Source organism: Pseudomonas sp. FG98, from assembly GCF_057808595.1.
In genome coordinates, this window is the sequence record NZ_JBMDIJ010000030.1 from 19,702 (window position 1) to 42,114 (window position 22,413).

Here is a 22,413-nt window from a genome sequence, read left to right on the forward strand (position 1 = left end):
GGCAGTCATGCCGACTAATATGCAATATCGCCATCAGCCATCTCGAAACGGCATAGCTCATGATCTCTACCCGCCAGTTGCGCTACTTCGTCGAAATCGCCGAGAGCGGCAGCTTCAGTGCCGCCGCCGAACGCCTGTATATCGCCCAGTCGGCCCTGAGCCGGCAGATCCGTGAACTGGAACAGCAACTGGACACGGCGCTGTTCGAACGTACCGCCCGTCTGCCGCGCCTGACTGCCGCCGGCAGCGCCTTCCTGCCGCGGGCACGCAGCCTGTTGCAGGAGCTGGACAAAGCCGCCGACCTGGCTCGCGCCGTCGGCCAGGGCCTGCGCGGTAGCCTGCGATTGAGCCATTCCAGCACCGTCCCACTGACCGGTACCCTGTTGCAAAGGGTCAGTGGCTATCTGCACGACAACGCTGGGGTCTCCATGGAGATAGCCCAGCTTTCCTCCGAAGGCCAACTCGAGGAGCTGGCCGAGGGGCGTCTGGATATCGGCCTGCTGCGTCTACCGGTACTGCGCCAGCATGAGGGCCTGTGCGTCGAGCCACTACTGGCCGAGCCGCTGCTACTGGCAGTGGCCGAAAACCATCCACTGGCGCAGCGGGACAGCGTGCAACTGGCCGACCTGCGCGACGAGGCCTTCATCTCCATTCCCCATCGCCAGCGCGGCGGCCTGAGCTACCTGTCGGCAGAACTGTGCATGGCCGCCGGCTTCTTCCCCCGCCCGGCGCGGGTGGTGTCGCGCAAGACCACCCAGTTGCAACTGATCCAGGCCGGCTTCGGTATCGCCCTGCTGCCGCGCTGCATGCAGGACATTGCCCCGGCGGCGTTGCGCTTCATTCCTCTGGCCGATCCGGGGTGCGTCAGCACCGTCGCCATCGCCTACCGGCGCGATGCCGGGCCTCTGGTCCGGCAGTTCCTCGAACAGATGCACGAGAGCCAGTCTTGACCTTGAAGTAACTACAGGGTCCACCCTAGGCAAAAACACGGAGGCTTTGCCATGCGCACCCAACAGGACCAGGACTATCTGCAACGCACTGGGATACTCGATTTCGACGCCCCGGCGATCACCCGACTCATCGACAGCCGCGGCTGGCGCCAGTTGCCGGCGGAACAGGCGGCGCGGGCCGTCTACGAGTTCTGCCGCGACGAGATCCTGTTCGGCTACAACGCCGGTGCCGACAGCCTGTCGGCCTCGGCGATCCTCGACGAAGGCCTGGGCCACTGCAACACCAAGTCGAACCTGCTCATGGCCCTGCTGCGCGCCCTGGGCATCCCCTGCCGACTGCGCGCCTTCACCATCGACAAGCACCTGCAAAAGGGCGCGATGACCGCCTTCGTCTACTTCATGGCACCACGGGAGATCCTGCACACCTGGGTCGAAGTCAGCCTGGACGGGCAGTGGGTGGTGCTCGAAGGGGTGATTCTCGACCAGCAGTACCTACGCGCGTTGCAGAACAGATTCAGCAACTGCCGACACGCTTTCTTCGGCTATGGCGTGGCGACACCTTCCCTGGCCGAGCCGGCGGTGCAGTGGACCGGCCGCGATACCTATATCCAGCACGAAGGCATCGCCCGGGAATTCGGCCTGTATGACTCGCCGGACGATTTCTACCGCGAGCACAAGACCAACCTGAACGGACTGAAGGGCTGGCTGTACCACAACTTCTTCTACAAGGTGCTCAACGACAACGTACGGCGCATCCGCGAGGGCGTGCTGGACTCTGGCGGCAATCGCGCCTGTGGTCACCGGCAGTAGCCCACGACAGATTTCAAGACACCAGGCTGACCTCCACGAACGTAGCCAGCCCCCAGGCACGAGATACAGTGGAATACAAAGGCCACAAGGCAACCGCGGGCAAGCGCTATACACTGCGTCCCATCCACCCCAAACGAGGAACCGGCATGGACCATGTCGATCACGTACTCATCGTCGATGACGACCGCGAGATCCGCGAGCTGGTCGGCAATTACCTGAAGAAGAACGGCCTGCGCGTGAGCCTGGCGGCGGATGGCCGGCAGATGCGCGCCTTCCTCGACGGCAATACGGTGGACCTGATCGTGCTGGACGTCATGATGCCCGGCGACGACGGTCTGAAGCTGTGCCGTGAGCTGCGCGTGGGCAAGCACAAGGCCACCCCGGTGCTGATGCTCACCGCGCGCAACGACGAGACCGATCGCATCGTCGGCCTGGAAATGGGCGCCGACGACTATCTCAGCAAGCCCTTCTCCGCCCGTGAGCTGCTGGCGCGGATCAATGCCGTGCTGCGCCGCACCCGCATGCTGCCGCCGAACCTGCAGGTCAGCGAAGCCAGCCGCCTGATCGGCTTCGGTCGCTGGAAACTGGACACCACTGCCCGCCACCTGCTTGACGAAGACGGCACCCTGGTCGCCTTGAGCGGCGCCGAGTACCGCCTGCTGCGCGTATTCGTCGATCACCCGCAGCGCGTGCTCAGCCGCGAGCAGTTGCTGAACCTGACCCAGGGCCGCGAGGCGGACATCTTCGATCGTTCCGTCGACCTGCTGGTCAGCCGCCTGCGCCAGCGCCTCCTTGATGACGCCCGTGAGCCGGCCTATATCAAGACAGTACGCAGCGAAGGCTACGTCTTCGCCCTCGCCGTCGAACTGCTGGAGCCCCATACCTGAAGGCGCGCCGAGCCGGCGCCCGACAGCCTTGTACAAAGCGATACATCACGGCCATTGCCGGACACATCACGGATAAACCCGGTTGACACCATGGCTCCACGAATCGCGGCGGCATTCCGCACGTCGCGTTCATACCCCGGAGCCTTGCCATGAACCGTCCCGTTGAAATCACTTCGAAGTCGCCAAAGTCCGTTTTCGAACCACTCGATCGCCTCGCTGCCTGGAGCTGGGACATTCCCCTGCGGCTGTTCCTGGCCTGGGAGTTCCTGGAATCGGGTCTGGAGAAATGGCACGGCGACAACTGGTTCGAACAGATCCACGCCAACTTCCCTTTCCCGTTCAACCACTTCTCCGCCGGCTTCGACTGGCAGGTGTCGATGTGGGCTGAACTGATCGCGCCGGTGCTGCTGCTCCTGGGCCTGGCAACGCGCTTCGCCTCGGCCGCGCTGATCGTCGTGACCCTCGTCGCCATCGCCGCCGTGCACTGGCCGACACAGTGGTCGGGCCTGGCGGAGCTGGCCCGGGGCTACAGCATCACCGACCATGGCTTTGGCAACTACAAGTTGCCCCTGATCTACCTGGTGGCGTTGGTGCCGCTACTGCTGAAAGGATCTGGGGGGCTTAGTGTGGATGCCTTGGTTCGTCGGTTCGCGAGCAGCGTTCGTTCGGTCTGATTACCTGCTTTGCGACATGGGTATCTACGCGTTCTTTTTACTTTGTGCTGGTGCTGGTGCGGCGAGCTTATCCGTTCAAGGCGGCGCCGCTGGCGGCCCCTTCCGCCTTTACGGCGGCCTACTTTTTTCTTGGAAAAAGTAGGCAAAACCGCCTGCTCCTGCATCCGGCCCTACGCTTCGCTACGGGTCCCCTCCCTCCGGTGCCTTACAGGGGCCGAGCGGCCTACGACTTGCTGCGCAAGTCTACATCTCGCTCCTTCGGCTAACGCCGAAGGGTGCTGCGCACCTGCCCCTTCCAGACACCTCCGCTCGGCCTCCTGACGTCGCGAGTTACGGGTGGCGCCTGCACGGGCGCATCTTCGAAATCAAAGACTGCGCCAACAGGTCAAAGCCAAAGCAGGAGCTTTTACTCCTGCTCTTGCTCTGGCTTTTGCTCTTCTTGCGCGCCAGTTCAGACACCACAAGGTGCGACCTTGTCAGGCCGCGATGGCCGCGAAAGGCGCCGGAAGGAGGGGACCCGAAGCTCAGCGTAGGGCCTGATGTGGGAGCGAGCGGTTTTCGTCCATTTTGCCAAGACAAAATGGACTCGCCGTAGAGGCGAAAGGGGCCGGCAGCACCGGCATAGCAAACGGATAAGTGCGGGCTTTCAGCGTCCAGGATCATCCGAAAATCCGGGTACCGGCAAAAGGCCCGCACACCTTAAAAGAGATGCACGGGCCTGGCAGTCAAAAGCGCAATCACGGAATCACAAACCCCACCTCGATATTGCCCCGGGTCGCCTTGGAGTACGGGCAGATCTGGTGCGCTTCCGCCACCAGTTTCTCCTTGTCCTCCGCCGACAATCCGGGCAACTGCACGGTCAGCCGGGCAGCCAGGGCGAAGCCGCCGTCAGCGGTGTTGCCCAGGGACACATCGGCATCCACCGCCACGCCTTCCGGCAGCCGGACGTTGTATTTCTGCCCGGCCCGACGCAGGGCGCCGATGAAACAGGCGGACCAGCCGATGGCAAACAACTGCTCGGGATTGCTGCCGGGACGGCCGGAGCCGGGCGGGCTCAGCGCCAGGTCCAGCTCGCCGTCGAGGGTCTGGCCGCGCCCGTCGCGGCCGCCGGTGGTGTGGGTCTTGGCGGTGTAGAGGATGGTTGTCAGGGCGTTGCTCATGCTGTTTCTCCTTCACGGACGAGGACGGTTGTTGCAGTTGGGCGGGTGCCGAGCACCGCGCCTTGCTCCTTGAGGCTGCGCAGCAGGGCGAGGCCCGGCGTTTCGATGGCAGCCAGTTCGAGGCCGGCGATGTGCGCCAGCGCCTTGAGGTGTTCACGGCCCGTGAGCTGGCTCTGCTGCAGCGATACCAACAGGGCATGGGCCAAAGGGGCAAGGCGCGAAAAGTGCACCTTCAGGTCGGCGCCACGGCGGACCAGCAGCAACGTGGGTGCAAGGGGCTTCTCCTGCGGGATGTGGCCTGGACCGATCTGACTCACCGGCCAGACATAGGCCAGTGGTGCGGCAAGACTGGAGAGCAGCGGCACACCGTCAAGCAGGTCGCCGTCCGCATCATGGGCCGGCTCGACCTCGTCACTGAGCAGCAGCGCGGTCTCGATCCATTCGTAATGAGCCAGTTCCACCACCCAGCCAGGCTGCCCGGAGCAGGTGTCCAGGTAGTCGACGAACTCGCCGGCGACTTCAGTGAACAGTGGTGTGTGACACCGATAACGGGCGTAGAAACCCTCGGTGAGCGACTGCCATTGCTCGTCCGGCAAGCTGGCGCGCAGCACCGGGAAGTTGCCGGCCAGCAGCGACTGCAGGTTGCCCAGGAACAGTTGCCGATACACCGCCAGGCGCCGCTCTTCGATGCCGGGTGGCGCTGCGTTGGCCTGCGGGTCGCGAATGAAACGGGTCATGCGCAGTTGCTGTTCACGCAGGGTCTCAGCCATGGCGCACCTCCCGCGCATACGCCGCATGCTGCAACTCGCGGATGCAGGCCACTTCGTCGAGCAGTTCGGCCAGCGGCGGCAGGTTGAAATCACGTTCCAGCAGGGTCGGCAGATTGCCCAGGTGCTGGTAGGCGCTGGCCAGCAAGTCCCAGACATCGGGTCTCACGCTGGCACCGTGGGTATCGATCTTCAGGTCTGGCGCGTGGTCGTAATGACCCGCCACATGCAGGCAGGCAACCCGCCTGGCCGGCACACGGGCGAGAAAGCCGGCAGCGTCGTAGCCATGGTTGTGCGCGTTGACGTAGAGATTGTTGATGTCCAGCAACAGGTCGCAGTCGGCCTCATCGAGTACCGCGCGGAGGAAGTCGATCTCGCTCAGCGCCTGGTAGGGCGCGGCGTAGTAGGAGATGTTTTCCACGGCAATGCGCCGGCCAAGGACGTCCTGCACTTCGCGGATGCGTCCGGCGATATGGCGCACCGCTTCGTCGGTAAAGGGCATGGGAATCAGGTCGTACAGATGGCCTTCGTCAGAGCAGTAGCTCAGGTGTTCGCTGAACAGCGGCACCTGATAGAGGTCGAGGAATTCGCCAATGCGGCACAGGAACGCGTGATCCAGCGGCTCCGGGCCGCCGAGGGACAACGACAGGCCGTGACAGGACAGCGGGAAGCGTTCGGCCAGGCGGGCCAGGTCTCGACCATATGCACCGCCGACGCCGATCCAGTTGTCCGGTGCGACTTCGAGAAAGTCCACCGCGTCGTCGGCCATGCTCAGCAGGTCGGGCAGCAACGCACGGCGCAGGCCGAGACCGGCGCCTTGCAGGGATGCGGGAAGGGTCATGGCGGTCTCCTGCGGGATGAAATGCCCTCCCCGGCCAGTGGCCCGGGGAGGTTGCCGGTGCGACTCAGTTCCTGGCCTGGCTCAGCTTGCTGTAGAGATCGGACGGGAACGGTTTGCCGTTGGCGTCGAACTGGTTCTTGCGGAACTGGTAGACCTCGCCTTCGGAGAGATAACCGTCATGGTTGGCATCGATGGCATCGAACTCGGCGTTGGCCTTGGGCGCCACGGCCAGCAGTTCGGCACGGGAAACCCGGCCGTCGTGGTCGGCGTCGGTACGGTTGAAGGAGGCGTCGCCGCACTTGCCTTCACCGCACTTGCCCTCGGCGCCGCTGGCTTTGACCTGAGCGCCGCTGGCCCCGCATTTGCCTTCACCGCATTTGCCTTCGCCGGCCTTTTCGGCGGAGGCCAGTTGGTAGCCTTGCGGCAACGCCTCGGCAGCAAAAGCGGAGGCCAGGTTCAGGCCGCCGACCAGCACGGCAGCCAGAAGGCCCAGTTGGGTTTTCGAGGTACGGGTCATGATGCTTCTCCAGATACTGGGGCGCATTCGCGCGCCGGGTCATGCCTCAAGGGCGGATGAGCCAGCAAACGGGGCCAGCAGGCCTTGTCGTTCGGGCTGGGTCATTTGGCCTGCGGCGTGTATCCCGGACGTATCCGGCGGAGGAAGCATTTGTAAGGGAGTCCGGAAGGCATGCCGCCAGATACAGAGGGATACATCCGGCAGCGCGCTCGGTGTAACCGCGTTGATTCCACCTTGTGACACCCGTCCCCCCGATCCTTTATAGTGCCGCCCCATGATCAGAGACCCTTTCGAACGCCTCGGCCTCGACCGTGAAGTGCTCACCGTCAGCCAACTCAACGGCCGCGCCCGCGTGCTGCTGGAAGATGTCTTCAGCAGCATCTGGGTCGAGGGCGAGATATCCAACCTCGCCCGCCCTGCCTCCGGCCACGTCTATTTCACCCTGAAGGACAGCGGTGCCCAGGTGCGCTGCGCGTTGTTCCGCAACAACGCCGCCCGGGTCCGCCAGGCCCTGCGCGACGGGCTGGCGGTCAAGGTGCGCGGCAAGGTTTCGCTGTTCGAGGGCCGTGGCGACTACCAGTTGATCCTCGATACCGTCGAACCGGCCGGTGACGGCGCCCTGCGCCTGGCCTTCGAGGCACTGAAGGAAAAGCTCGCCGCCGAGGGCCTGTTCGCCGCCGAGCGCAAGCGCCCGCTGCCCGCCCATCCGCAACGCATCGGCATCATCAGCTCGCCCACCGGCGCGGTGATCCGCGACATCATCAGCGTATTCCGCCGCCGGGCGCCGCAGGTCGAACTGAACCTGGTGCCCACTGCCGTGCAGGGCCGCGAAGCCATCGGGCAGATCGTCCGGGCTATCCAGAAGGCCGACGCCCAGGGCTTCGACGCGCTGATCCTGGCCCGCGGCGGCGGCTCGCTGGAAGACCTCTGGTGCTTCAACGAAGAAGCCGTGGCCCGTGCCATTGCTGCCTGCGTAACCCCGATCGTCAGCGCCATCGGGCATGAGACCGATGTGTCCATCAGCGATTTCGTCGCCGACGTACGCGCCCCGACGCCCTCCGCCGCCGCCGAACTGCTGGCACCGGACAGCAGCGATCTGCAACGGCGCCTGGAAAACCTGCAACGACGCCTGCTGCTGCGCATGCAGAACCGCCTGGTGCATGACCGCCTGCGCCTCGACGGCCTGGCCCGGCGCCTGCGTCATCCCGGCGAGCGCCTGCGCCAGCAGGCCCAGCGTCTCGATGACCTGGACATGCGCCTGCGCCGCGCCTTCGAGCAGCGCCTCAACCAGCGTCGCGAACGCCTGGCCCGCCTCGATACCCGCCTCGCCGCGCAGCATCCCGGGCGCACCCTGGCCCTGCTCAAGCAGCGCCTGGACAACCTCGCCGAGCGCCTGCCGAAAGCCATGCGCGACCAGCTCAAGGACCGCCGCCAGCAGCTGCAGGCCCAGGTGCAGATGCTCGAAGTGGTCAGCCCGCTGGCCACCCTGGGGCGTGGCTACAGCATCCTTCTCGACGAGCGCGGCCAGGCCATTCGCAGTGCCGCGCAGACGCAGAACGGCCAGCGCCTGAAGGCCCGCCTCGGCGAAGGCGAGTTGCTGGTGCGGGTCGAGGACAATCACCAGACTCCGGTCACGCTTTCCCTTCTGGACTGAACCCATGCCACGACTGTTTTCCGCACTTCTCCTGCTGTGCCTGACCTTCGCCAGCAGCGCCCAGGCCAGCTACATCACCCGCCAGCTGAACAAGCCGGTGCCCGGCGGCGTCGCGGTGATCGACCTCGGCCCGTCGGCCCAGCCCCTGACCGCGCGTTTCGATGGCAAGCCGGTGCTGGTGGTCAAGGAGCAGAACAACTGGCTGGCCATCGTCGGCATCCCCCTGACCCAGAAACCCGGCAGCGCCAGCATCACCCAGGGCAACCGCAGCCTGAGCTTCACGGTCGGCAGCAAGAAGTACCAGGAACAGCACATCACCCTGAAGAACCAGCGCCAGGTCAATCCGAATCCGGCCGACCTCAAGCGCATCGATGCCGAGCTGGCCGAGCAGATCAAGGCCTACCGCAGCTTCAGCGCCGGCACGCCGAGCAACCTGATCCTCGACAAGCCGGTCAACGGCCCGCTGTCGAGCCGCTTCGGCGTGCGCCGTTTCTTCAACGGCGAGGAGCGCAACCCGCATTCCGGCCTGGACTTCGCCGTGCCTGCCGGCACCCCGGTGAAGACCCCGGCCAATGGCAAGGTAATCCTCACCGGCAGCTACTTCTTCAACGGCAACACGGTGTTCGTCGATCATGGGCAGGGCTTTATCAGCATGTTCTGTCACCTGTCGAAGATCGATGTGAAGCCAGGCCAGGTGCTGACCCGCGGGATGGTGGTGGGCAAGGTCGGCTCGACCGGACGCGCCACCGGCCCGCACATGCACTGGAATGTCAGCCTCAACGACGCGCGGGTCGACCCGGCGATTTTCATCGGTGCCTTCCAGCCCTGAGCGACAAGCCAGACGGCGCTGTTGCGCCAATCAAAAAGACCGCGCAACCGACGCGGTCTTTTTCATTGCAGGGCGCGATTAAATGCCGATAAAAACCGGATTCCGCACATTTCTATCAATTTTTTCGAGGTGCTTGCCATCTTTCACCTCACTGGTTAGGGTTGAGGGCATGAAAACCTTTGAAATGCTTATCCGCCTCCGCCAACACCGCAGCCTTTGCCTGGTCAGTGCACGACTACCAAGCTGAATCGCGTCGCCTCGCCCATTCCAAATTTTTTCTTGTTTCGGCAGGCCAGTTCCAGGCCGCATTAAAGGATTGCTCTCATGTCCATGCTCAAAGACCCTTCGAAGAAATACCGCGCCTTCCCGACCATCGACCTGCCTGACCGCACCTGGCCGTCGAAGACCATCACCCAGGCGCCGATCTGGTGCAGCTCCGACCTGCGCGACGGCAACCAGTCGCTGATCGAGCCGATGGACTCGGAAAAGAAACTGCGCTTCTGGAAGACCCTGGTCAGCGTGGGCGTGAAGGAAATCGAAGCCTCGTTCCCGTCCGCCTCGCAGACCGACTTCGACTTCGTCCGTACCCTGATCGAAGACGGCCACATTCCTGACGACACCACCATCCAGGTCCTGACCCAGGCCCGCGAAGACCTGATCTCGCGCACCTTCGAGTCCCTGCGCGGCGCGAAGAAGGCCATCGTCCACCTGTACAACGCCACCAGCCCGTCGTTCCGCCGCATCGTCTTCAACCAGGACAAGCAAGGCGTGAAGGACATCGCAGTGAACGCCGCCAAGCTGTTCGTCAAATACGCCGCCCAGCAGCCGGAAACCCAGTGGACCTTCCAGTACTCGCCGGAGACCTTCAGCGCCACTGAAATGGAATTCGCCAAGGAAGTCTGCGACGCGGTGATCGAGGTGTGGAACCCGACCCCGGAACACAAGATCATCCTCAACCTGCCGGCTACCGTCGAAGTGTCGACGCCGAACGTCTACGCCGACCAGATCGAATGGTTCTGCCGCAACGTCAACCGCCGTGACAGCGTGATCATCAGCCTGCACTGCCACAACGACCGCGGCACCGGCATCGCTGCCACCGAACTGGGCCTGATGGCCGGCGCCGACCGTGCCGAAGGCTGCCTGTTCGGTAACGGCGAGCGTACCGGCAACGTCGACCTGGTGACCCTGGCCCTGAACCTCTACACCCAGGGCATCGACCCTGAGCTGGACTTCTCCGACATCGACGGCGTGCGCAAGGTGGTCGAAGAGTGCAACCAGCTGCCAGTGCACCCACGTCACCCGTATGTCGGCGACCTGGTCCACACCGCATTCTCCGGCTCGCACCAGGATGCCATCCGCAAGGGCTTCGCCCAGCAGAAGGAAGACACCTTGTGGGAAGTGCCGTACCTGCCGATCGACCCGGCCGACATCGGCCGCAGCTACGAGGCGGTGATCCGCGTCAACAGCCAGTCCGGCAAGGGCGGTATCACCTACCTGCTGGAACAGGAATACGGCATCAGCCTGCCGCGTCGCATGCAGATCGAGTTCAGCCAGGTGGTCCAGGGTGAAACCGACCGTCTCGGCCTGGAAATGACTGCGCAGCAGATCTACAAACTGCTGCAACGCGAGTACCTGCAAGCCAACTCGCCGTACGCGCTGGTCAGCCACCGCCTGCAGGAAGAAAACGGCCACAGCGCCGTGGAAGTGGAAGTTTCCGGCGAAGGCGAGACCACCCTGCACTGGCGCGGCAAGGGCAACGGCGCCCTGGAAGCCCTGGTGGCCGGCTTGCCGGTTGCCGTGGAAATCATGGACTACAACGAGCACGCCATCGGCGCCGGCACCAATGCCAAGGCCGCGGCCTACATCGAACTGCGGGTTGCCGGCGGTCGTCCGGTACACGGCGTGGGCATCGATGAAAACATCACCACCGCCAGCTTCAAGGCGCTGTTCAGTGCGCTGAACCGCTCCCTGAGCCAGCAATCGGCAAAGGCAGCGTAAGTTTCGTCGCGCTGTCCGCCAGATGAAAAAGCCCGCCTCTCGGAGGCGGGCTTTTTTATTTGTGCAAAAAAAAGGGCGCCGACCAAGCGCCCCGAACAGCCGTAAAGCACACAACTTGATGGTTATTCGTCCAGCAGCGCGATCGCCTCGGCGCTGCATTTCTCCACGGCGGCCCAGTCGCCGTTCTTGATCCAGCCGCTGTCGAGCATCCAGGTACCGCCCACGCACATGACGTTGGGCATGTTCATGTAGCTCTTCAGGTTGTCCGGCCTGACTCCACCCGTAGGGCAGAAGCGCACGTCGGAGAACGGACCGGCATAGGCCTTGATCGCGGCGATGCCGCCGCTGATTTCCGCCGGGAACAGCTTGAAGCGCCGGTAGCCGAGGGCGTAGCCCATCATGATTTCCGACGGTGTGCTGATGCCCGGCAGCAGCGGGATATCGCTCTCGACGCCAGCCTGGAGAATTTCCTGGGTCACGCCCGGGGTGACCACGAACTGCGCCCCCGCTGCTTCCACCGCATCGAACTGCGCGCGGTCCAGCACCGTGCCGGCGCCGATGCACAGCTCCGGACGCTGCTCGCGCAGGACCTTGATGGCCTTGAGGCCGTGCTCGGAGCGCAGGGTCACTTCCAGGGTGCGGATGCCACCGGCAGCCAGGGCATCGGCCAGGGGCAGGATATCGGCCTCACGGGCGATGGTGATCACCGGCAGGATGCGCGCCTGGCCGCAGATCGCGTCGATCCGGGCGATTTTTTCGGCCATGGTCAGCAATGGCGTTGGGCGTTCGAGCGTGGTCATGACAGGGGTCCTTGGCTCATGGGCACCAGTAGATGCTCAAAGGGTCGTGAAGAAAGGCGCGAATCGGCATCTGCGCCGGCTCGTTGCCCGCCAGCGCGGCGCGCAGGGTAGCGAGTTTGCCCTCGCCTTGCACGGATAACGCGGTAAACGCCGCCGTGGCCAGCAGGCGTCGGGTCAGGCTCAGGCGCTGATGCGGTACAGCCGGTGCCAGCATCGGCAATACCCGCCGCTCGCCCTCCGCACGCAATCCCTCGGCGAGATTGGGGCTGTCGGGGAACAGCGAGGCGGTATGGCCATCGTCGCCCATGCCCAGCACCAGCACGTCGATCGGCGGCAGTTCGGCCAGGGCCTGGTCGGCGGCCAATGCAGCAGCGTCAAGGCTGGCGGCGTTGCGATAGAGGCCAAGGAAACGCGCCTTGGCCGCCGCGCCCTGAAGCAGATGACGGCGCACCAGGGCCTCGTTGCTGTCGCCATGCTCGACCGGCACCCAGCGCTCGTCAGCCAGGCTGACAGTCACTTTCGACCAGTCCAGGGACTCTTGCGCCAGCGCCTGGAAAAACGCCACCGGGCTGCGCCCGCCGGAGACCACCAGGGTCGCCCCGCCCTGCCCGGCGATCGCCGCGCGCAGGCGCTCGGCAACGTCTCCGGCCAGGCGCCGGGCCAGTTGCTCGGCATTCTTCAGTGCATGCGCGGTGACCGTCGCCGGCCACTGCATTTCAGATATCGCCATACCACGACCTCCCATCACGGGTAATCAGTGCCACCGCCGCCACCGGCCCCCAGGTGCCAGCGGCATAGGGTTTCGGTGTCTCGCCGGACTGTTTCCAGCCGGCGATCAACTGGTCGCACCATTTCCACGCGTATTCGATTTCATCCTTGCGCACAAACAGGTTCTGGTTGCCACGCATCACCTCCAGCAGCAGCCGCTCGTAGGCATCGGGAATCCGTGCGCTGCGAAAGGTGCCATCGGAGAAATTCAGTTGCAGCGGGCTGCTGCGCAGTTGCATGCCCTTGTCCAGGCCCTGCTCCTTGGTCATCACCCGCAGCGAGATACCCTCGTCCGGCTGCAGGCGGATGATCAGCTTGTTGCCGATCTGCAAACGCTGTTCCGCAGCAAAGATATAGTGCTGCGGTTCCTTGAAGTGGATAACGATCTGCGACAGCTTCTGCGGCATGCGCTTGCCCGTGCGCAGGTAGAACGGCACCCCGGCCCAGCGCCAGTTGCGGATATCGGCGCGCAGGGCGACGAAGGTCTCGGTGTCGCTGTGGGTGTTGGCGTTGTCCTCTTCCAGGTAACCCGGCAGCGCCCGGCCATCGCTGTGCCCGGCGATGTACTGGCCGCGCACCACGCGGGTGCCCAGGCCTTCGCCGGTGATCGGCGCCAGGGCCTTGAGCACCTTGACCTTCTCGTCGCGGATGCTGTCGGCGGAGAGGTCGCTGGGCGGGTCCATGGCGATCAGGCAGAGCAGTTGCAGCAGATGGTTCTGGATCATGTCGCGCAGCTGCCCGGCCTTATCGAAATAGCCCCAGCGCCCCTCGATGCCGACCTTCTCGGCAACGGTGATTTCCACATGGGAAATCGAGGTCTGGTTCCACTGGGTTTCGAACAGGCTGTTGGCGAAGCGCAGGGCGATCAGGTTCTGCACCGTCTCCTTGCCCAGGTAATGGTCGATGCGGTAGATGCGGTTTTCCGGGAAGAACTGCGCCACCGCGTCGTTGACCCGCCGCGATGACTCCAGATCGTGCCCGATGGGTTTTTCCAGCACCACGCGGGTGCGTTCGCCCAGGCCGACCTTCGCCAGGTTTTCGCAGATGCCGCCGTAGACCGCTGCCGGGGTGGCGAAATAGGCGATCAGCGGGGTTTGCGGCAGCACCTGCTCGACCAGCGCCGGGTAGGCCGCAGCGTCGAGAAAGTCCATGTGCAGGTAGCTCAGGCGCCCGAGGAAGCGGCGCAGCACGTCGCTGTCCAGCGCCTCGGCGGCGACGAACTCGTGCAGGTGCGCCTCGATCGACGCCAGGTGCTCATCGGCGCTACCCGGCTCGCGGGCCAGGGCCAGCAGGCGGGTGCCCTCGTGCAGCAGACCGGCGCGGTCCAGTTGGTAGAGCGCCGGGAACAGCTTGCGCAACGCCAGGTCGCCAAGGGCGCCGAACAGGGCAAAGGTGCAGGGCTCAACACTGATGGAAGACATGATGTAGGTTCTTTTACCAAGTGGAAGTAGAAATACCTGTTTCCAGCGTGGGAATCAAGATCAAATGTAGTAATAACAACAACATTGCCTACGACCGCTATATTCAAGTGGTGCAGTAACCATGCCACCAGTAGGATAAGCCTTCGTGACAGTAGCCCCGCGCCGACCGCAGGCTGTCTCCCAAACCCAAGGAAACCTCAATGGATCGCGTGCGAAACCTCCTGGAACAGATCCAGGGCCGTCTCGACGAGTTGAACAAGGCCGAGCGCAAAGTCGCCGAAGTCATCCTGCAAAGCCCCCAGCAAGCCACCCGCTTCAGCATCGCCGCGCTGGCCCAGGCGGCCAAGGTCAGCGAACCGACGGTCAATCGCTTCTGCCGCTCCTTCGGCGTCAGCGGCTACCCCGAGCTCAAGCTGCAACTGGCGCAGAGCCTGGCCAGCGGCGCCGCCTACGTCAGCCGTGCGGTGGAAGCCAACGACGACCCGGCCGCCTACACCCAGAAAATCTTCGGCAGCACCATCGCCTCGCTCGACGTCGCCTGCCAGCAGCTCGACCCGGCACTGATCAGCCGCGCCGTGGACATGCTGATCCAGGCCCGGCAGATTCACTTCTTCGGCCTGGGTGCCTCGGCACCGGTGGCCCTGGATGCCCAGCACAAGTTCTTCCGCTTCAACCTGGCGGTGTCGGCCCATGCCGACGTGCTGATGCAACGCATGCTGGCCTCGGTGGCGCACACCGGTGACCTGTTCGTGATCATTTCCTACACCGGGCGCACCCGCGAGCTGGTGGAAGTGGCGCAGCTGGCGCGGGACAACGGCGCCTCGGTCTTGGCCCTGACCGCCGCCAACTCGCCCTTGTCCAAGGCCAGCAGCCTTAGCCTGAACATCCCGCTGCCGGAGGATACCGACATCTACATGCCGATGACCTCGCGGATCATCCAGCTCACCGTCCTGGATGTACTGGCCACCGGCATGACCCTGCGCCGCGGGGCGGATTTCCAGCCGCACCTGAGGAAGATCAAGGAAAGCCTGAATGCCAGCCGGTATCCGCTGGATGATGAATTGGGTTGATCCGGGATCTTTAGTGATCTTGAGGGCCTCATCGCTGGCAAGCCAGCTCCCACAGGTGTTGTGGGTGCTGGCTTGCCAGCGATGAGGCCCTCAGGCTTGTAAACTTACTACAAGCCGATCTCAGAACGACGACTGCACCTTGATCCCCGCCACCAGGGCATTGTCCACCTCGTCCACCCCACCCGGGCTCTTGATGTACTGCAGGTTCGGCCGCACGGTCAGCCAGTCGGTGACGTGGAAGCCGTAGTACAGCTCGGCGTTGTACTCGCTGCGCTGGATCGGCACGAAGGCCGGGTTGTCGTAGTCGTCGATACCATTGGCGGCATTGAGCAGCTCCGCCCGCTTCTTCACATCGTCGTTGACGTGGATCCGCGCCACGCCGAAGCCGATATCGTCCTTGGGCCGACCATCGAACGCGCCTTTGTAGACCACCCCCACCTGCTGGTAGTTGTCCACCACGTTGGTGTCCTTGTCATGCACGGTGAAGTTGGCGAACAGGCTCAGGCCACGATTGGCATCGCCGTTGTGCGTGGTGACCTGCTGCTGCGCCACCACCCACCAGCCATGCTTGCTCGAATGGGATTGGCTCGGGTCGTAGACATCATCGGCCTTGGCGGTGCTGTAGTAATAGCCGAGGCGGTATTCACCCGGCAGCCCGTTGACCTCGGGCGACCAGACCAGCTCCACCGGCAGGATCATGCCCTTGGTGCCGCTGCCGCTGAGCTTGAAGCCGTTGCCGGTTTCCAGGTTGGACGGATTCTGCTCGAACACCCCGACCTGGGCGAAGAACTCTGGCGTAAGGTTGTACTTGACCCGCAGCGCCCATTGGCTGACCGGCCAGTTGTACCAGATGCCCCCGACCCAGTTGCCCACCTGCGAGCCGCAGAAGGCCAGGTTCTGGAAGTCGCAGGGGAAGCTGTTGAAATCCTCGCCCTCACCGAAACGCCCGACCTTCACGTCGAGGGCGCCGTCGAAGTACTTCTGCTTGATCCACATCTGCGTCAGTCGCCAGGTCTGGCCACGCCCCCAGACCTCCTGCACCGAACTGAACTGCCCGGCCCGCGGGTCGCTGATGCGGTCGTTGGACAGGTTGCGCCCGCTGCGCTCGGTGATCGCCAGCTTGAACTCGGCGTCCTGCCAACCGAGGATCTTCTGCAGGTCGAGCTTCATGCCCAGGGCGAACTGGTCGCTGTAGCGCGCCGTGCGGTCGTCGTTGTAGCCGCCGTGCAGGTTGGTCGCCGCCTCGCCGACATAGTCGAGGGTGAAGTCGTAGCCCTTCTCCAATAGTTCGGTGCGGGTGCCGCCCCAGTCGCCGGTCATCCATTTCGACGACGACTCGAAGGCCCCGGCGGCCAGCGCCGGGTTGCTGCCGACCGCGAGCACCACGGCCAGCGGGGTCAAAGCTGAAATGCGCTTGAAGTACTCCATCCGTTCTTTCCTCGTTTTCTTGTTATCGATGGTGACTCGTGCACGGCGAGCGAACCGGCTAGCGGCCCTTGAACTGCGCCACCTTGCCGGTGCTCGCTGGCGGACTGCCGACCACGCCCAGGCGTTCGCCGCTGGCGGCGTCGAACAGCAGCACCCGGGCGGGATCGAATTGCAGGGTCAGGCTGTCACCGACCCGCGCCGGGATATCCGGCGCCAGACGGCAGCAGACCTTGGTCTGGTTGAGGGTGACAAACACCAGCAGATCGGGACCGGTGGGCTCGGTGATCTGTACTTCGGCGCGAATGCCCGGCAGGCCGTTGGCTTCGGTCGGCGCCAGGCTGATCTGTTCCGGTCGGATGCCGAGGATCACATCGCGGTCCTCCAGCCCCGCTTCACTCAACCCCAACGGCAGTTCGCAACGGGCCTGGCCACTGTCGAGCAGGGCCTGCAAACGGCCTTCGCGGCGCTGCAGGCGCAGCGGGATGAAGTTCATCGGCGGCGAACCGATGAAGCTGGCGACGAACAGGTTGGCCGGATCGTTGTAGATCTGCTGCGGCGTGCCGAACTGCTGGATCAGCCCGTCCTTCATCACCGCCACCTTGTCGCCCAGGGTCATGGCCTCGATCTGGTCGTGGGTGACGTACACCGTGGTGGTCTTCAGGCGCTGGTGCATCAGCTTGATCTCGGTGCGCATCTCCACCCGCAGCTTGGCGTCGAGGTTCGACAGCGGTTCGTCGAACAGGTAGATCTTCGGCCGCCGCGCCAGCGCCCGGCCCATGGCCACGCGCTGCTGCTGGCCGCCGGAAAGCTGCCCCGGCTTGCGCCCAAGCAAATGCTCGATCTGCAACAACCGCGATACCCGTGCCACCTCCTCGTCGATGGCCGCCGCCGGCATCTTGCGGATCTTCAGGCCGAAGGCGATGTTGTCGCGCACGTTCATGGTCGGGTACAGCGCGTAGGACTGGAACACCATGGCGATATCCCGGTCCTTGGGGCTCATGCCGCTGATATCGGCGTCATCCACCAGGATCGCCCCGCCGCTGATCTGCTCCAGGCCGGCGATGCAGTTCATCAGGGTGGACTTACCGCAGCCGGAGGGCCCGACGAGAATCAGGAATTCCCCGGAGTCGATCTTCAGCTCGATGTTTTTCAAGGTATCCGGCAGGCCGCTGCCGTAGCTCTTGTTGACGTTGCGCAGTTCCAGCGTTGCCATGCTTCACCCCTTGACCGCGCCGGCCGTAAGCCCGCGCAGGAAGTATTTGCCCGCAAGGACATAGACCAGCAGGGTCGGCAGGCCGGCGATCATCGCGGCGGCCATGTCGACGTTGTATTCCTTGACCCCGGTACTGGTGTTGACCAGGTTGTTCAGGGCCACGGTGATCGGTTGGGCGTCGCCGCTGGCGAACACCACGCCGAAGAGAAAGTCGTTCCAGATCTGGGTGAACTGCCAGATCAGGCAGACCATGATGATCGGCACCGACATCGGCAGGAGGATCCGTCCGAAGATGGTGAAGAACCCCGCCCCGTCCAGCCGCGCCGCCCGCACCAGGGCCTCCGGCACGCTGCAGTAGTAGTTGCGGAAGAACAGCGTGGTGAAGGCCAGGCCGTAGACGATATGCACCAGCACCAGGCCGGTGGTGGTGCTGGCCAGGCCGAGCTTGCCGAGAGTGAAGGACGCCGGCAGCAGTACGGTCTGGAACGGCAGGAAGCAGCCGAACAGCAGCAGGCCGAAGAACAGCTGCGAACCACGGAAGCGCCACATCGACAGCACGTAGCCGTTGAGCGCGCCGAGCAGGGTCGAGATCAGCACCGCCGGCACGGTGATCTTCACCGAGTTCCAGAAGTAGCCGCCCACCGTGTCCCAGGCCTTGATCCAGCCGATGCCGGTGACCACCTCGGGCCAGCTCAGCAGGTTGCCGGCGCGGATATCCTCCGGGGTCTTGAAGCTGGTCAGGAGCATCACCAGCAACGGGATCAGGTACAGCGCGCAGGCCGCCAGCAGCGTCGCGTAGATGGCGATGCGGGCCGGGTGCAGCGAAGCTCTAGTCATGACGTTTGCCTCGCAGTTCCGAATACAGGTACGGCACCAGGATCGACAGGATCGCGCCGAGCATCAGGATCGCGCTGGCCGAACCCATGCCCATCTGCCCGCGGCTGAAGGTGAAGGAGTACATGAACATCGCCGGCAGGTCGGAGGAGTAACCCGGCCCGCCTGCGGTCATGGCCGCGACCAGGTCGAAGCTCTTGATCGCGATATGGGCGAGGATCATCAGGGCGCTGAAGAACACCGGGCGCAGGCTGGGCAGGACGATGCGCAGGTAGATGGTCGGCAGGCTGGCGCCATCGACCTGGGCGGCACGCACGATGGACGAATCCACCCCGCGCAGGCCGGCAAGGAACAGCGCCATGACAAAGCCCGAGGCCTGCCACACGGCGGCGATCACCAGGCAGTAGACGACCCGGTCCGGGTCCACCAGCCAGTCGAAGCGAAAGCCCTCCCAGCCCCAGTCGCGCAGCAGCTTGTCCAGGCCCAGACCGGGGTTGAGCAGCCATTTCCAGGCGGTGCCGGTGACGATCATCGATAGCGCCATGGGGTACAGGTAGATGGTGCGGATAAAGCCTTCGCGACGGATGCGCTGGTCCAGCAGGACTGCCAGCAGCACCCCGACCACCAGGCTGATGGCGATGAACAGGCCGCCGAACACCAGCAGGTTCTTGCTCGCCACCCACCAGCGGTCGTTGTCCATCAGCCGCGCGTACTGGGCCAGGCCGACCCACTTGTAGCTGGGCATGAAGCTGGAGTTGGTGAACGACAGGACGAAGGTCCACAGGATGTAGCCGTAGAAGCCTACCAGCACGATCAGCATGCTCGGGGCCAGGACCAGTTTCGGCAGCCAGCGCTGGAGAGCGTCCAGGGGGGTGGCTCGCCGTTGGGCGATTGCAGTGGTCATGATCAGGATTCTCCGGTGTATGGGAGGGCCTCATCGCCGGCAACGCCGGCTCCCACAAGGTCCTGTGCAGATATCAAGAATGGTGCTGGACCTGTGGGAGCTGGCTTGCCAGCGATGGAGCTACTTGGCCGCCTTGATCGCCGCGCTGAGCTGCTTCACCGCCGTCGCCGGCTCGGCCTTGGGATCATTGAGGAAGTTGGTCACCACATCGAAGATCGCCCCCTGCACCGCCAGGGTGGTGGCCATGTTGTGCGCCATGCTCGGTTGCAGGCCGTCACCCTTGGCCGCTTCCTTGAAGTCCGTCGCGGACTTTTGCGTGCAGGCGTCGAAGGCGCTCATGTCCATGTCCTGGCGCACCGGCAGCGAGCCTTTGTTCTGGTTGAACACGGTCTGGAACTCCGGCTCCAGGGCGACCTTGGCCAGGTCGTTCTGCGCCTTGATGTCGTTGGCGTCCTTGAGCTTGAACATCGCCAGCGAGTCGATGTTGTAGGCGAAGCTGCCCTGGGTGCCGGGGAAGGCCACGCACTGGTAGTCCTTGCCCGCCACCTTGCCGGCGGCGCTCCATTCGCTCTTGGCCCAGTCGCCCATGATCTGCATGCCGGCCTTGCCGTTGATCACCTCGGCGGCGGCGATGTTCCAGTCACGCCCGGCGCGGTTCGGGTCCATGTAGGTGCCGAGGCGCTTGAGGGTGGCGAAGGCTTCGGTCATCTGCGCCCCGGTCAGGGTCTTTTCATCCAGGTCGACGAATGCCGCGTGATAACCCTTGGGCCCGAGGATGCTCAGCACCAGGTCCTCGAACACCGTGCTGTCCTGCCATGGCTGGCCGCCATGGGCCAGGGGGATGAAGCCGGCGGCCTTGAGCTTGTCGGCGGCGGCGAAGAGTTCGTCGAGGGTGGTCGGCACCTTGGCCCCGGCCTTGTCGAACACCTGCGGGTTGATCCACAGCCAGTTGACCCGGTGGATGTTCACCGGCACGGCGACGTAGTGACCGTCGTACTTCATGATGTCGGCGACCTGTTTCGGCAGCAGGTCGTCCCATTTGTTGGCGGCGGCCACCTCGTCCAGTTCAGTGAGCAGGCCGAGGGCGCCCCACTCCTGGATATCCGGACCCTTGATCTGCGCGGCGGACGGCGGGTTGCCGGAAATGGCGCGGGTCTTCAGCACGGTCATGGCGGCGGCACCACCACCGCCGGCGACGGCGTTGTCCTTCCACACGAAACCGTCTTTCTGGATCTGCTGCTTGAGGGTTTGCACGGCCTTGGCTTCGCCGCCGGAGGTCCACCAGTGCAGGACATCGACGGTGCCGGGATTGTCGGCGGCATGGGCAGCGAGGGGGAACAGCGAGGCCAGGGAAACCACGGCAGCGATACGGGTGAGCGCATTCATCGGGGAAAGCCTTTTTGTTGTTTTGCCTGGAGTCTAAACAGCCCGCGTGACGCTGGACGTAACGAAGGGATGCGCGAATGTCACCAAGCGGTGACATTGCCGCTATTCGAAGCGCTGCGCCACCGCCGAAAGCCAGCGCGATACCACCTGCATCTCTTCGTCGCTGAAGCCCTCGGCGAGGGTCTGGTTGAACGGCGCCAGCTCGGCGCGCGCGCGCCCGACCACCTCGCGGCCATGTTCGGTCAGCCACAGGCGGTTGATGCGCTTGTCCTGCTCGTCGACCCGGCGCTCCAGCAGGCCGAGCCTGACCATGCGATCGGCCAAGCCGGTCATCGCCGACGGGGCGATGTCCAGCTCCACGGCCAGTTCGCTGCTGATCGCACCGTCCTGGCGTTGCAGGGCGAACAGCGCGCCCGCCTGGACCACGCTGATCCCCGCCTGCTGTTCGGCACGCTGCTCCAGGTGGCGGTGCAGTCTTTTCTGCGCCCGGTTCAGCAACCAGAAGTAACGCCGTTCGAAGGCCATCAGCTGCGCTCCTGAACGCGTTGCTCCAGCCAGCGCACCAGCGCCGGCCACAGGGTGCTGGCGTGACGGTCGCGGAAGAAGCCGAGATGGCCGATGGCCTGGCCCTGACTGTCCGCCGGGGTGTACTCGCGGCGTTCGACGGCGCAGTTGCTGAAGTGCCCGCTCATCAGGTCGATGGCCTCGGCCGGGGCCCAGGGGTCGTCGCTGAAGCCGACGGCCAGCAGCGGCATGCGCGGGCGCCGGAAGCGCTCGACGGCGTTCATCGTCGGGTCGTCGAAGAAGTAGTTGGGCAGGGAGGTCCAGCGACACCATTCGAGCATCACCCTGGCCGGCAGGTCTTCGCCGATGCCAAGGCGGCGCCCTGGTACATAGCCCATGACCCGGGCGCAGAACGGACCGATCAGCTTGAGCAGGGCGGTGACCCGCAGGCGCTCGCTGGTGGGACGGATAAAGCGCAGGCAGCCGGCCTGGGAGGCGATGGTCACGGCACCGGCGAGCAGGCGACTGCTGTCGCACAGGCCGAGGGCATGGCCGCCGAAACTGTGACCGACGGCCAGCAGCGGCAGGTCGGGGAACTGCTCGGCGGCCCAGTGGGTCACCGCTTCCACATCGAGATCGGCCCAGGTGCTGAACCCGGCATCCACCGCCTTGGCCGGGGTGCCGACCTGCACGCCGCGGTAGTTGTAGGTCAGGACCAGGAAGTTCCGGACCGCGAGGTAGCTGGCGAAGGCGGCGTACATGCGCTCGGTGACGCCAGTGGCCGGGTGCAGCAGCACCAGGGCCCGGGCAGTGCCGGGGTCGCCGAACAGGGTGGCACGCAGGATAAGACCGTCGGGGCAGGTGATCGCTTGGGTGTTCTTGTGCATGGCGGGGCCTGGGAGATAGGTGTAAAGCTATTATTTAACATGCGAAATAATGACTGGCGAGTCTCAGTTCATGTGTCGCTCTTTCGGGCCTCATCGCCGGCAACGCCGGCT

At 64.5% G+C, this 22,413-nt stretch carries 22 protein-coding genes; 8 read left to right on the forward strand and 14 right to left on the reverse strand.

Annotation, left to right across the window (positions count from 1 at the left end; genetic code table 11):
• The first annotated feature begins 59 nt into the window (after nt 1-59).
• From ACODSK_RS18045 to ACODSK_RS18060, 4 genes are all read left to right on the forward strand, one after another.
• Nucleotides 60-950 carry a LysR family transcriptional regulator gene (locus ACODSK_RS18045; protein WP_489017933.1) on the forward strand — a complete coding sequence of 297 codons (891 nt, stop codon included), beginning with the start codon at nt 60-62 and terminating at the stop codon, nt 948-950.
• 51 nt (nt 951-1,001) lie between these two features.
• A complete protein-coding gene (locus ACODSK_RS18050; RefSeq protein WP_489017934.1) occupies nt 1,002-1,760 on the forward strand; it encodes a transglutaminase-like domain-containing protein in 759 nt (252 codons plus the stop codon).
• Nucleotides 1,761-1,906: 146 nt separating this feature from the next.
• Nucleotides 1,907-2,647, forward strand: coding sequence for a response regulator (locus ACODSK_RS18055; RefSeq protein WP_489017935.1), 741 nt, complete (start codon nt 1,907-1,909; stop codon nt 2,645-2,647).
• Nucleotides 2,648-2,796: 149 nt separating this feature from the next.
• The gene (locus ACODSK_RS18060; protein ID WP_489017936.1) at nt 2,797-3,321 is read left to right on the forward strand and encodes an HvfX family Cu-binding RiPP maturation protein; all 525 of its coding nucleotides are present in this window, start codon (nt 2,797-2,799) and stop codon (nt 3,319-3,321) included.
• Nucleotides 3,322-4,058: 737 nt separating this feature from the next.
• On the opposite strand, the gene ACODSK_RS18065 is transcribed toward ACODSK_RS18060, so the two are convergent.
• The 4 genes from ACODSK_RS18065 to ACODSK_RS18080 all read right to left on the reverse strand — a co-directional run bounded on the left by ACODSK_RS18065 (nt 4,059) and on the right by ACODSK_RS18080 (nt 6,606).
• Nucleotides 4,059-4,481 (reverse strand): organic hydroperoxide resistance protein, encoded by a 423-nt coding sequence (locus ACODSK_RS18065; protein WP_489017937.1) that lies wholly within the window; start codon nt 4,479-4,481, stop codon nt 4,059-4,061.
• Complete coding sequence (locus ACODSK_RS18070; protein WP_489017938.1) at nt 4,478-5,251, reverse strand: HvfC family RiPP maturation protein; 774 nt, start codon at nt 5,249-5,251, stop codon at nt 4,478-4,480. Before ACODSK_RS18070 ends, ACODSK_RS18065 begins: the two co-directional genes overlap by 4 nt.
• On the reverse strand, nt 5,244-6,089 hold the full coding sequence (locus ACODSK_RS18075) for an HvfB family MNIO-type RiPP peptide maturase (protein WP_489017939.1): 846 nt from the start codon (nt 6,087-6,089) through the stop codon (nt 5,244-5,246). The genes ACODSK_RS18070 and ACODSK_RS18075 overlap by 8 nt, the downstream gene beginning before the upstream one ends.
• A 64-nt stretch (nt 6,090-6,153) precedes the next feature.
• Nucleotides 6,154-6,606, reverse strand: coding sequence for an HvfA family oxazolone/thioamide-modified RiPP metallophore (locus ACODSK_RS18080; protein ID WP_489017940.1), 453 nt, complete (start codon nt 6,604-6,606; stop codon nt 6,154-6,156).
• Nucleotides 6,607-6,880: 274 nt separating this feature from the next.
• On the opposite strand from ACODSK_RS18080, the gene xseA reads away from it, so the two are divergent.
• From xseA to leuA, 3 genes are all read left to right on the forward strand, one after another.
• On the forward strand, nt 6,881-8,260 hold the full coding sequence (xseA, locus tag ACODSK_RS18085; RefSeq protein WP_489017942.1) for an exodeoxyribonuclease VII large subunit: 1,380 nt from the start codon (nt 6,881-6,883) through the stop codon (nt 8,258-8,260).
• A 4-nt stretch (nt 8,261-8,264) separates the two neighbouring features.
• A complete protein-coding gene (locus ACODSK_RS18090) occupies nt 8,265-9,089 on the forward strand; it encodes a peptidoglycan DD-metalloendopeptidase family protein (RefSeq protein WP_489017943.1) in 825 nt (274 codons plus the stop codon).
• A gap of 324 nt (nt 9,090-9,413) precedes the next feature.
• Nucleotides 9,414-11,087, forward strand: coding sequence for a 2-isopropylmalate synthase (leuA, locus tag ACODSK_RS18095; RefSeq protein WP_489017945.1), 1,674 nt, complete (start codon nt 9,414-9,416; stop codon nt 11,085-11,087).
• A 122-nt stretch (nt 11,088-11,209) separates the two neighbouring features.
• On the opposite strand, the gene ACODSK_RS18100 is transcribed toward leuA, so the two are convergent.
• From ACODSK_RS18100 to zwf, 3 genes are read right to left on the reverse strand one after another with little or no spacing between them, the layout of a single operon-like run.
• Nucleotides 11,210-11,887, reverse strand: a complete 678-nt coding sequence (locus ACODSK_RS18100; RefSeq protein ID WP_489017946.1) for a bifunctional 4-hydroxy-2-oxoglutarate aldolase/2-dehydro-3-deoxy-phosphogluconate aldolase — start codon at nt 11,885-11,887, stop codon at nt 11,210-11,212.
• A gap of 16 nt (nt 11,888-11,903) precedes the next feature.
• On the reverse strand, nt 11,904-12,617 hold the full coding sequence (pgl, locus tag ACODSK_RS18105; protein ID WP_489017947.1) for a 6-phosphogluconolactonase: 714 nt from the start codon (nt 12,615-12,617) through the stop codon (nt 11,904-11,906).
• Nucleotides 12,604-14,076, reverse strand: a complete 1,473-nt coding sequence (zwf, locus tag ACODSK_RS18110) for a glucose-6-phosphate dehydrogenase (protein ID WP_489017949.1) — start codon at nt 14,074-14,076, stop codon at nt 12,604-12,606. Before zwf ends, pgl begins: the two co-directional genes overlap by 14 nt.
• A 209-nt stretch (nt 14,077-14,285) precedes the next feature.
• Here zwf and ACODSK_RS18115 point away from each other — a divergent pair, with 209 nt between their 5' ends.
• Nucleotides 14,286-15,146 carry a MurR/RpiR family transcriptional regulator gene (locus ACODSK_RS18115; RefSeq protein WP_489017988.1) on the forward strand — a complete coding sequence of 287 codons (861 nt, stop codon included), beginning with the start codon at nt 14,286-14,288 and terminating at the stop codon, nt 15,144-15,146.
• A gap of 120 nt (nt 15,147-15,266) precedes the next feature.
• Here the strand turns inward: ACODSK_RS18115 and ACODSK_RS18120 are convergent, their stop codons facing one another.
• From ACODSK_RS18120 to ACODSK_RS18150, 7 genes are all read right to left on the reverse strand, one after another.
• Complete coding sequence (locus ACODSK_RS18120) at nt 15,267-16,574, reverse strand: carbohydrate porin (protein WP_489017951.1); 1,308 nt, start codon at nt 16,572-16,574, stop codon at nt 15,267-15,269.
• A gap of 58 nt (nt 16,575-16,632) precedes the next feature.
• Nucleotides 16,633-17,787, reverse strand: a complete 1,155-nt coding sequence (locus tag ACODSK_RS18125) for an ABC transporter ATP-binding protein (protein WP_489017953.1) — start codon at nt 17,785-17,787, stop codon at nt 16,633-16,635.
• 3 nt (nt 17,788-17,790) lie between these two features.
• Nucleotides 17,791-18,624, reverse strand: coding sequence for a carbohydrate ABC transporter permease (locus ACODSK_RS18130; protein ID WP_489017954.1), 834 nt, complete (start codon nt 18,622-18,624; stop codon nt 17,791-17,793).
• On the reverse strand, nt 18,617-19,525 hold the full coding sequence (locus ACODSK_RS18135; RefSeq protein ID WP_489017956.1) for a carbohydrate ABC transporter permease: 909 nt from the start codon (nt 19,523-19,525) through the stop codon (nt 18,617-18,619). The genes ACODSK_RS18130 and ACODSK_RS18135 overlap by 8 nt, the downstream gene beginning before the upstream one ends.
• Before the next feature lie 120 nt (nt 19,526-19,645).
• Nucleotides 19,646-20,911 carry an ABC transporter substrate-binding protein gene (locus tag ACODSK_RS18140; RefSeq protein WP_489017958.1) on the reverse strand — a complete coding sequence of 422 codons (1,266 nt, stop codon included), beginning with the start codon at nt 20,909-20,911 and terminating at the stop codon, nt 19,646-19,648.
• Nucleotides 20,912-21,013: 102 nt separating this feature from the next.
• Nucleotides 21,014-21,436: a MarR family winged helix-turn-helix transcriptional regulator gene (locus tag ACODSK_RS18145; RefSeq protein WP_489017959.1), complete on the reverse strand. Its 423-nt coding sequence runs from the start codon at nt 21,434-21,436 to the stop codon at nt 21,014-21,016.
• Nucleotides 21,436-22,302 (reverse strand): alpha/beta hydrolase family protein, encoded by an 867-nt coding sequence (locus tag ACODSK_RS18150; protein WP_489017961.1) that lies wholly within the window; start codon nt 22,300-22,302, stop codon nt 21,436-21,438. The genes ACODSK_RS18145 and ACODSK_RS18150 overlap by 1 nt, the downstream gene beginning before the upstream one ends.
• Nucleotides 22,303-22,413 lie beyond the last annotated feature (111 nt).

Bases quoted from the DNA above. Each gene is read 5' to 3' on its own strand.
- ACODSK_RS18045 (WP_489017933.1), top strand. From the start codon at position 60: ATGATCTCTACCCGCCAGTTGCGCTACTTCGTCGAAATCGCCGAGAGC.
- ACODSK_RS18050 (WP_489017934.1), top strand. From the start codon at position 1,002: ATGCGCACCCAACAGGACCAGGACTATCTGCAACGCACTGGGATACTC.
- ACODSK_RS18055 (WP_489017935.1), top strand. From the start codon at position 1,907: ATGGACCATGTCGATCACGTACTCATCGTCGATGACGACCGCGAGATC.
- ACODSK_RS18060 (WP_489017936.1), top strand. From the start codon at position 2,797: ATGAACCGTCCCGTTGAAATCACTTCGAAGTCGCCAAAGTCCGTTTTC.
- ACODSK_RS18065 (WP_489017937.1), bottom strand. From the start codon at position 4,481: ATGAGCAACGCCCTGACAACCATCCTCTACACCGCCAAGACCCACACC.
- ACODSK_RS18070 (WP_489017938.1), bottom strand. From the start codon at position 5,251: ATGGCTGAGACCCTGCGTGAACAGCAACTGCGCATGACCCGTTTCATT.
- ACODSK_RS18075 (WP_489017939.1), bottom strand. From the start codon at position 6,089: ATGACCCTTCCCGCATCCCTGCAAGGCGCCGGTCTCGGCCTGCGCCGT.
- ACODSK_RS18080 (WP_489017940.1), bottom strand. From the start codon at position 6,606: ATGACCCGTACCTCGAAAACCCAACTGGGCCTTCTGGCTGCCGTGCTG.
- xseA (WP_489017942.1), top strand. From the start codon at position 6,881: ATGATCAGAGACCCTTTCGAACGCCTCGGCCTCGACCGTGAAGTGCTC.
- ACODSK_RS18090 (WP_489017943.1), top strand. From the start codon at position 8,265: ATGCCACGACTGTTTTCCGCACTTCTCCTGCTGTGCCTGACCTTCGCC.
- leuA (WP_489017945.1), top strand. From the start codon at position 9,414: ATGTCCATGCTCAAAGACCCTTCGAAGAAATACCGCGCCTTCCCGACC.
- ACODSK_RS18100 (WP_489017946.1), bottom strand. From the start codon at position 11,887: ATGACCACGCTCGAACGCCCAACGCCATTGCTGACCATGGCCGAAAAA.
- pgl (WP_489017947.1), bottom strand. From the start codon at position 12,617: ATGGCGATATCTGAAATGCAGTGGCCGGCGACGGTCACCGCGCATGCA.
- zwf (WP_489017949.1), bottom strand. From the start codon at position 14,076: ATGTCTTCCATCAGTGTTGAGCCCTGCACCTTTGCCCTGTTCGGCGCC.
- ACODSK_RS18120 (WP_489017951.1), bottom strand. From the start codon at position 16,574: ATGGAGTACTTCAAGCGCATTTCAGCTTTGACCCCGCTGGCCGTGGTG.
- ACODSK_RS18125 (WP_489017953.1), bottom strand. From the start codon at position 17,787: ATGGCAACGCTGGAACTGCGCAACGTCAACAAGAGCTACGGCAGCGGC.
- ACODSK_RS18130 (WP_489017954.1), bottom strand. From the start codon at position 18,624: ATGACTAGAGCTTCGCTGCACCCGGCCCGCATCGCCATCTACGCGACG.
- ACODSK_RS18135 (WP_489017956.1), bottom strand. From the start codon at position 19,525: ATGACCACTGCAATCGCCCAACGGCGAGCCACCCCCCTGGACGCTCTC.
- ACODSK_RS18140 (WP_489017958.1), bottom strand. From the start codon at position 20,911: ATGAATGCGCTCACCCGTATCGCTGCCGTGGTTTCCCTGGCCTCGCTG.
- ACODSK_RS18145 (WP_489017959.1), bottom strand. From the start codon at position 21,436: ATGGCCTTCGAACGGCGTTACTTCTGGTTGCTGAACCGGGCGCAGAAA.
- ACODSK_RS18150 (WP_489017961.1), bottom strand. From the start codon at position 22,302: ATGCACAAGAACACCCAAGCGATCACCTGCCCCGACGGTCTTATCCTG.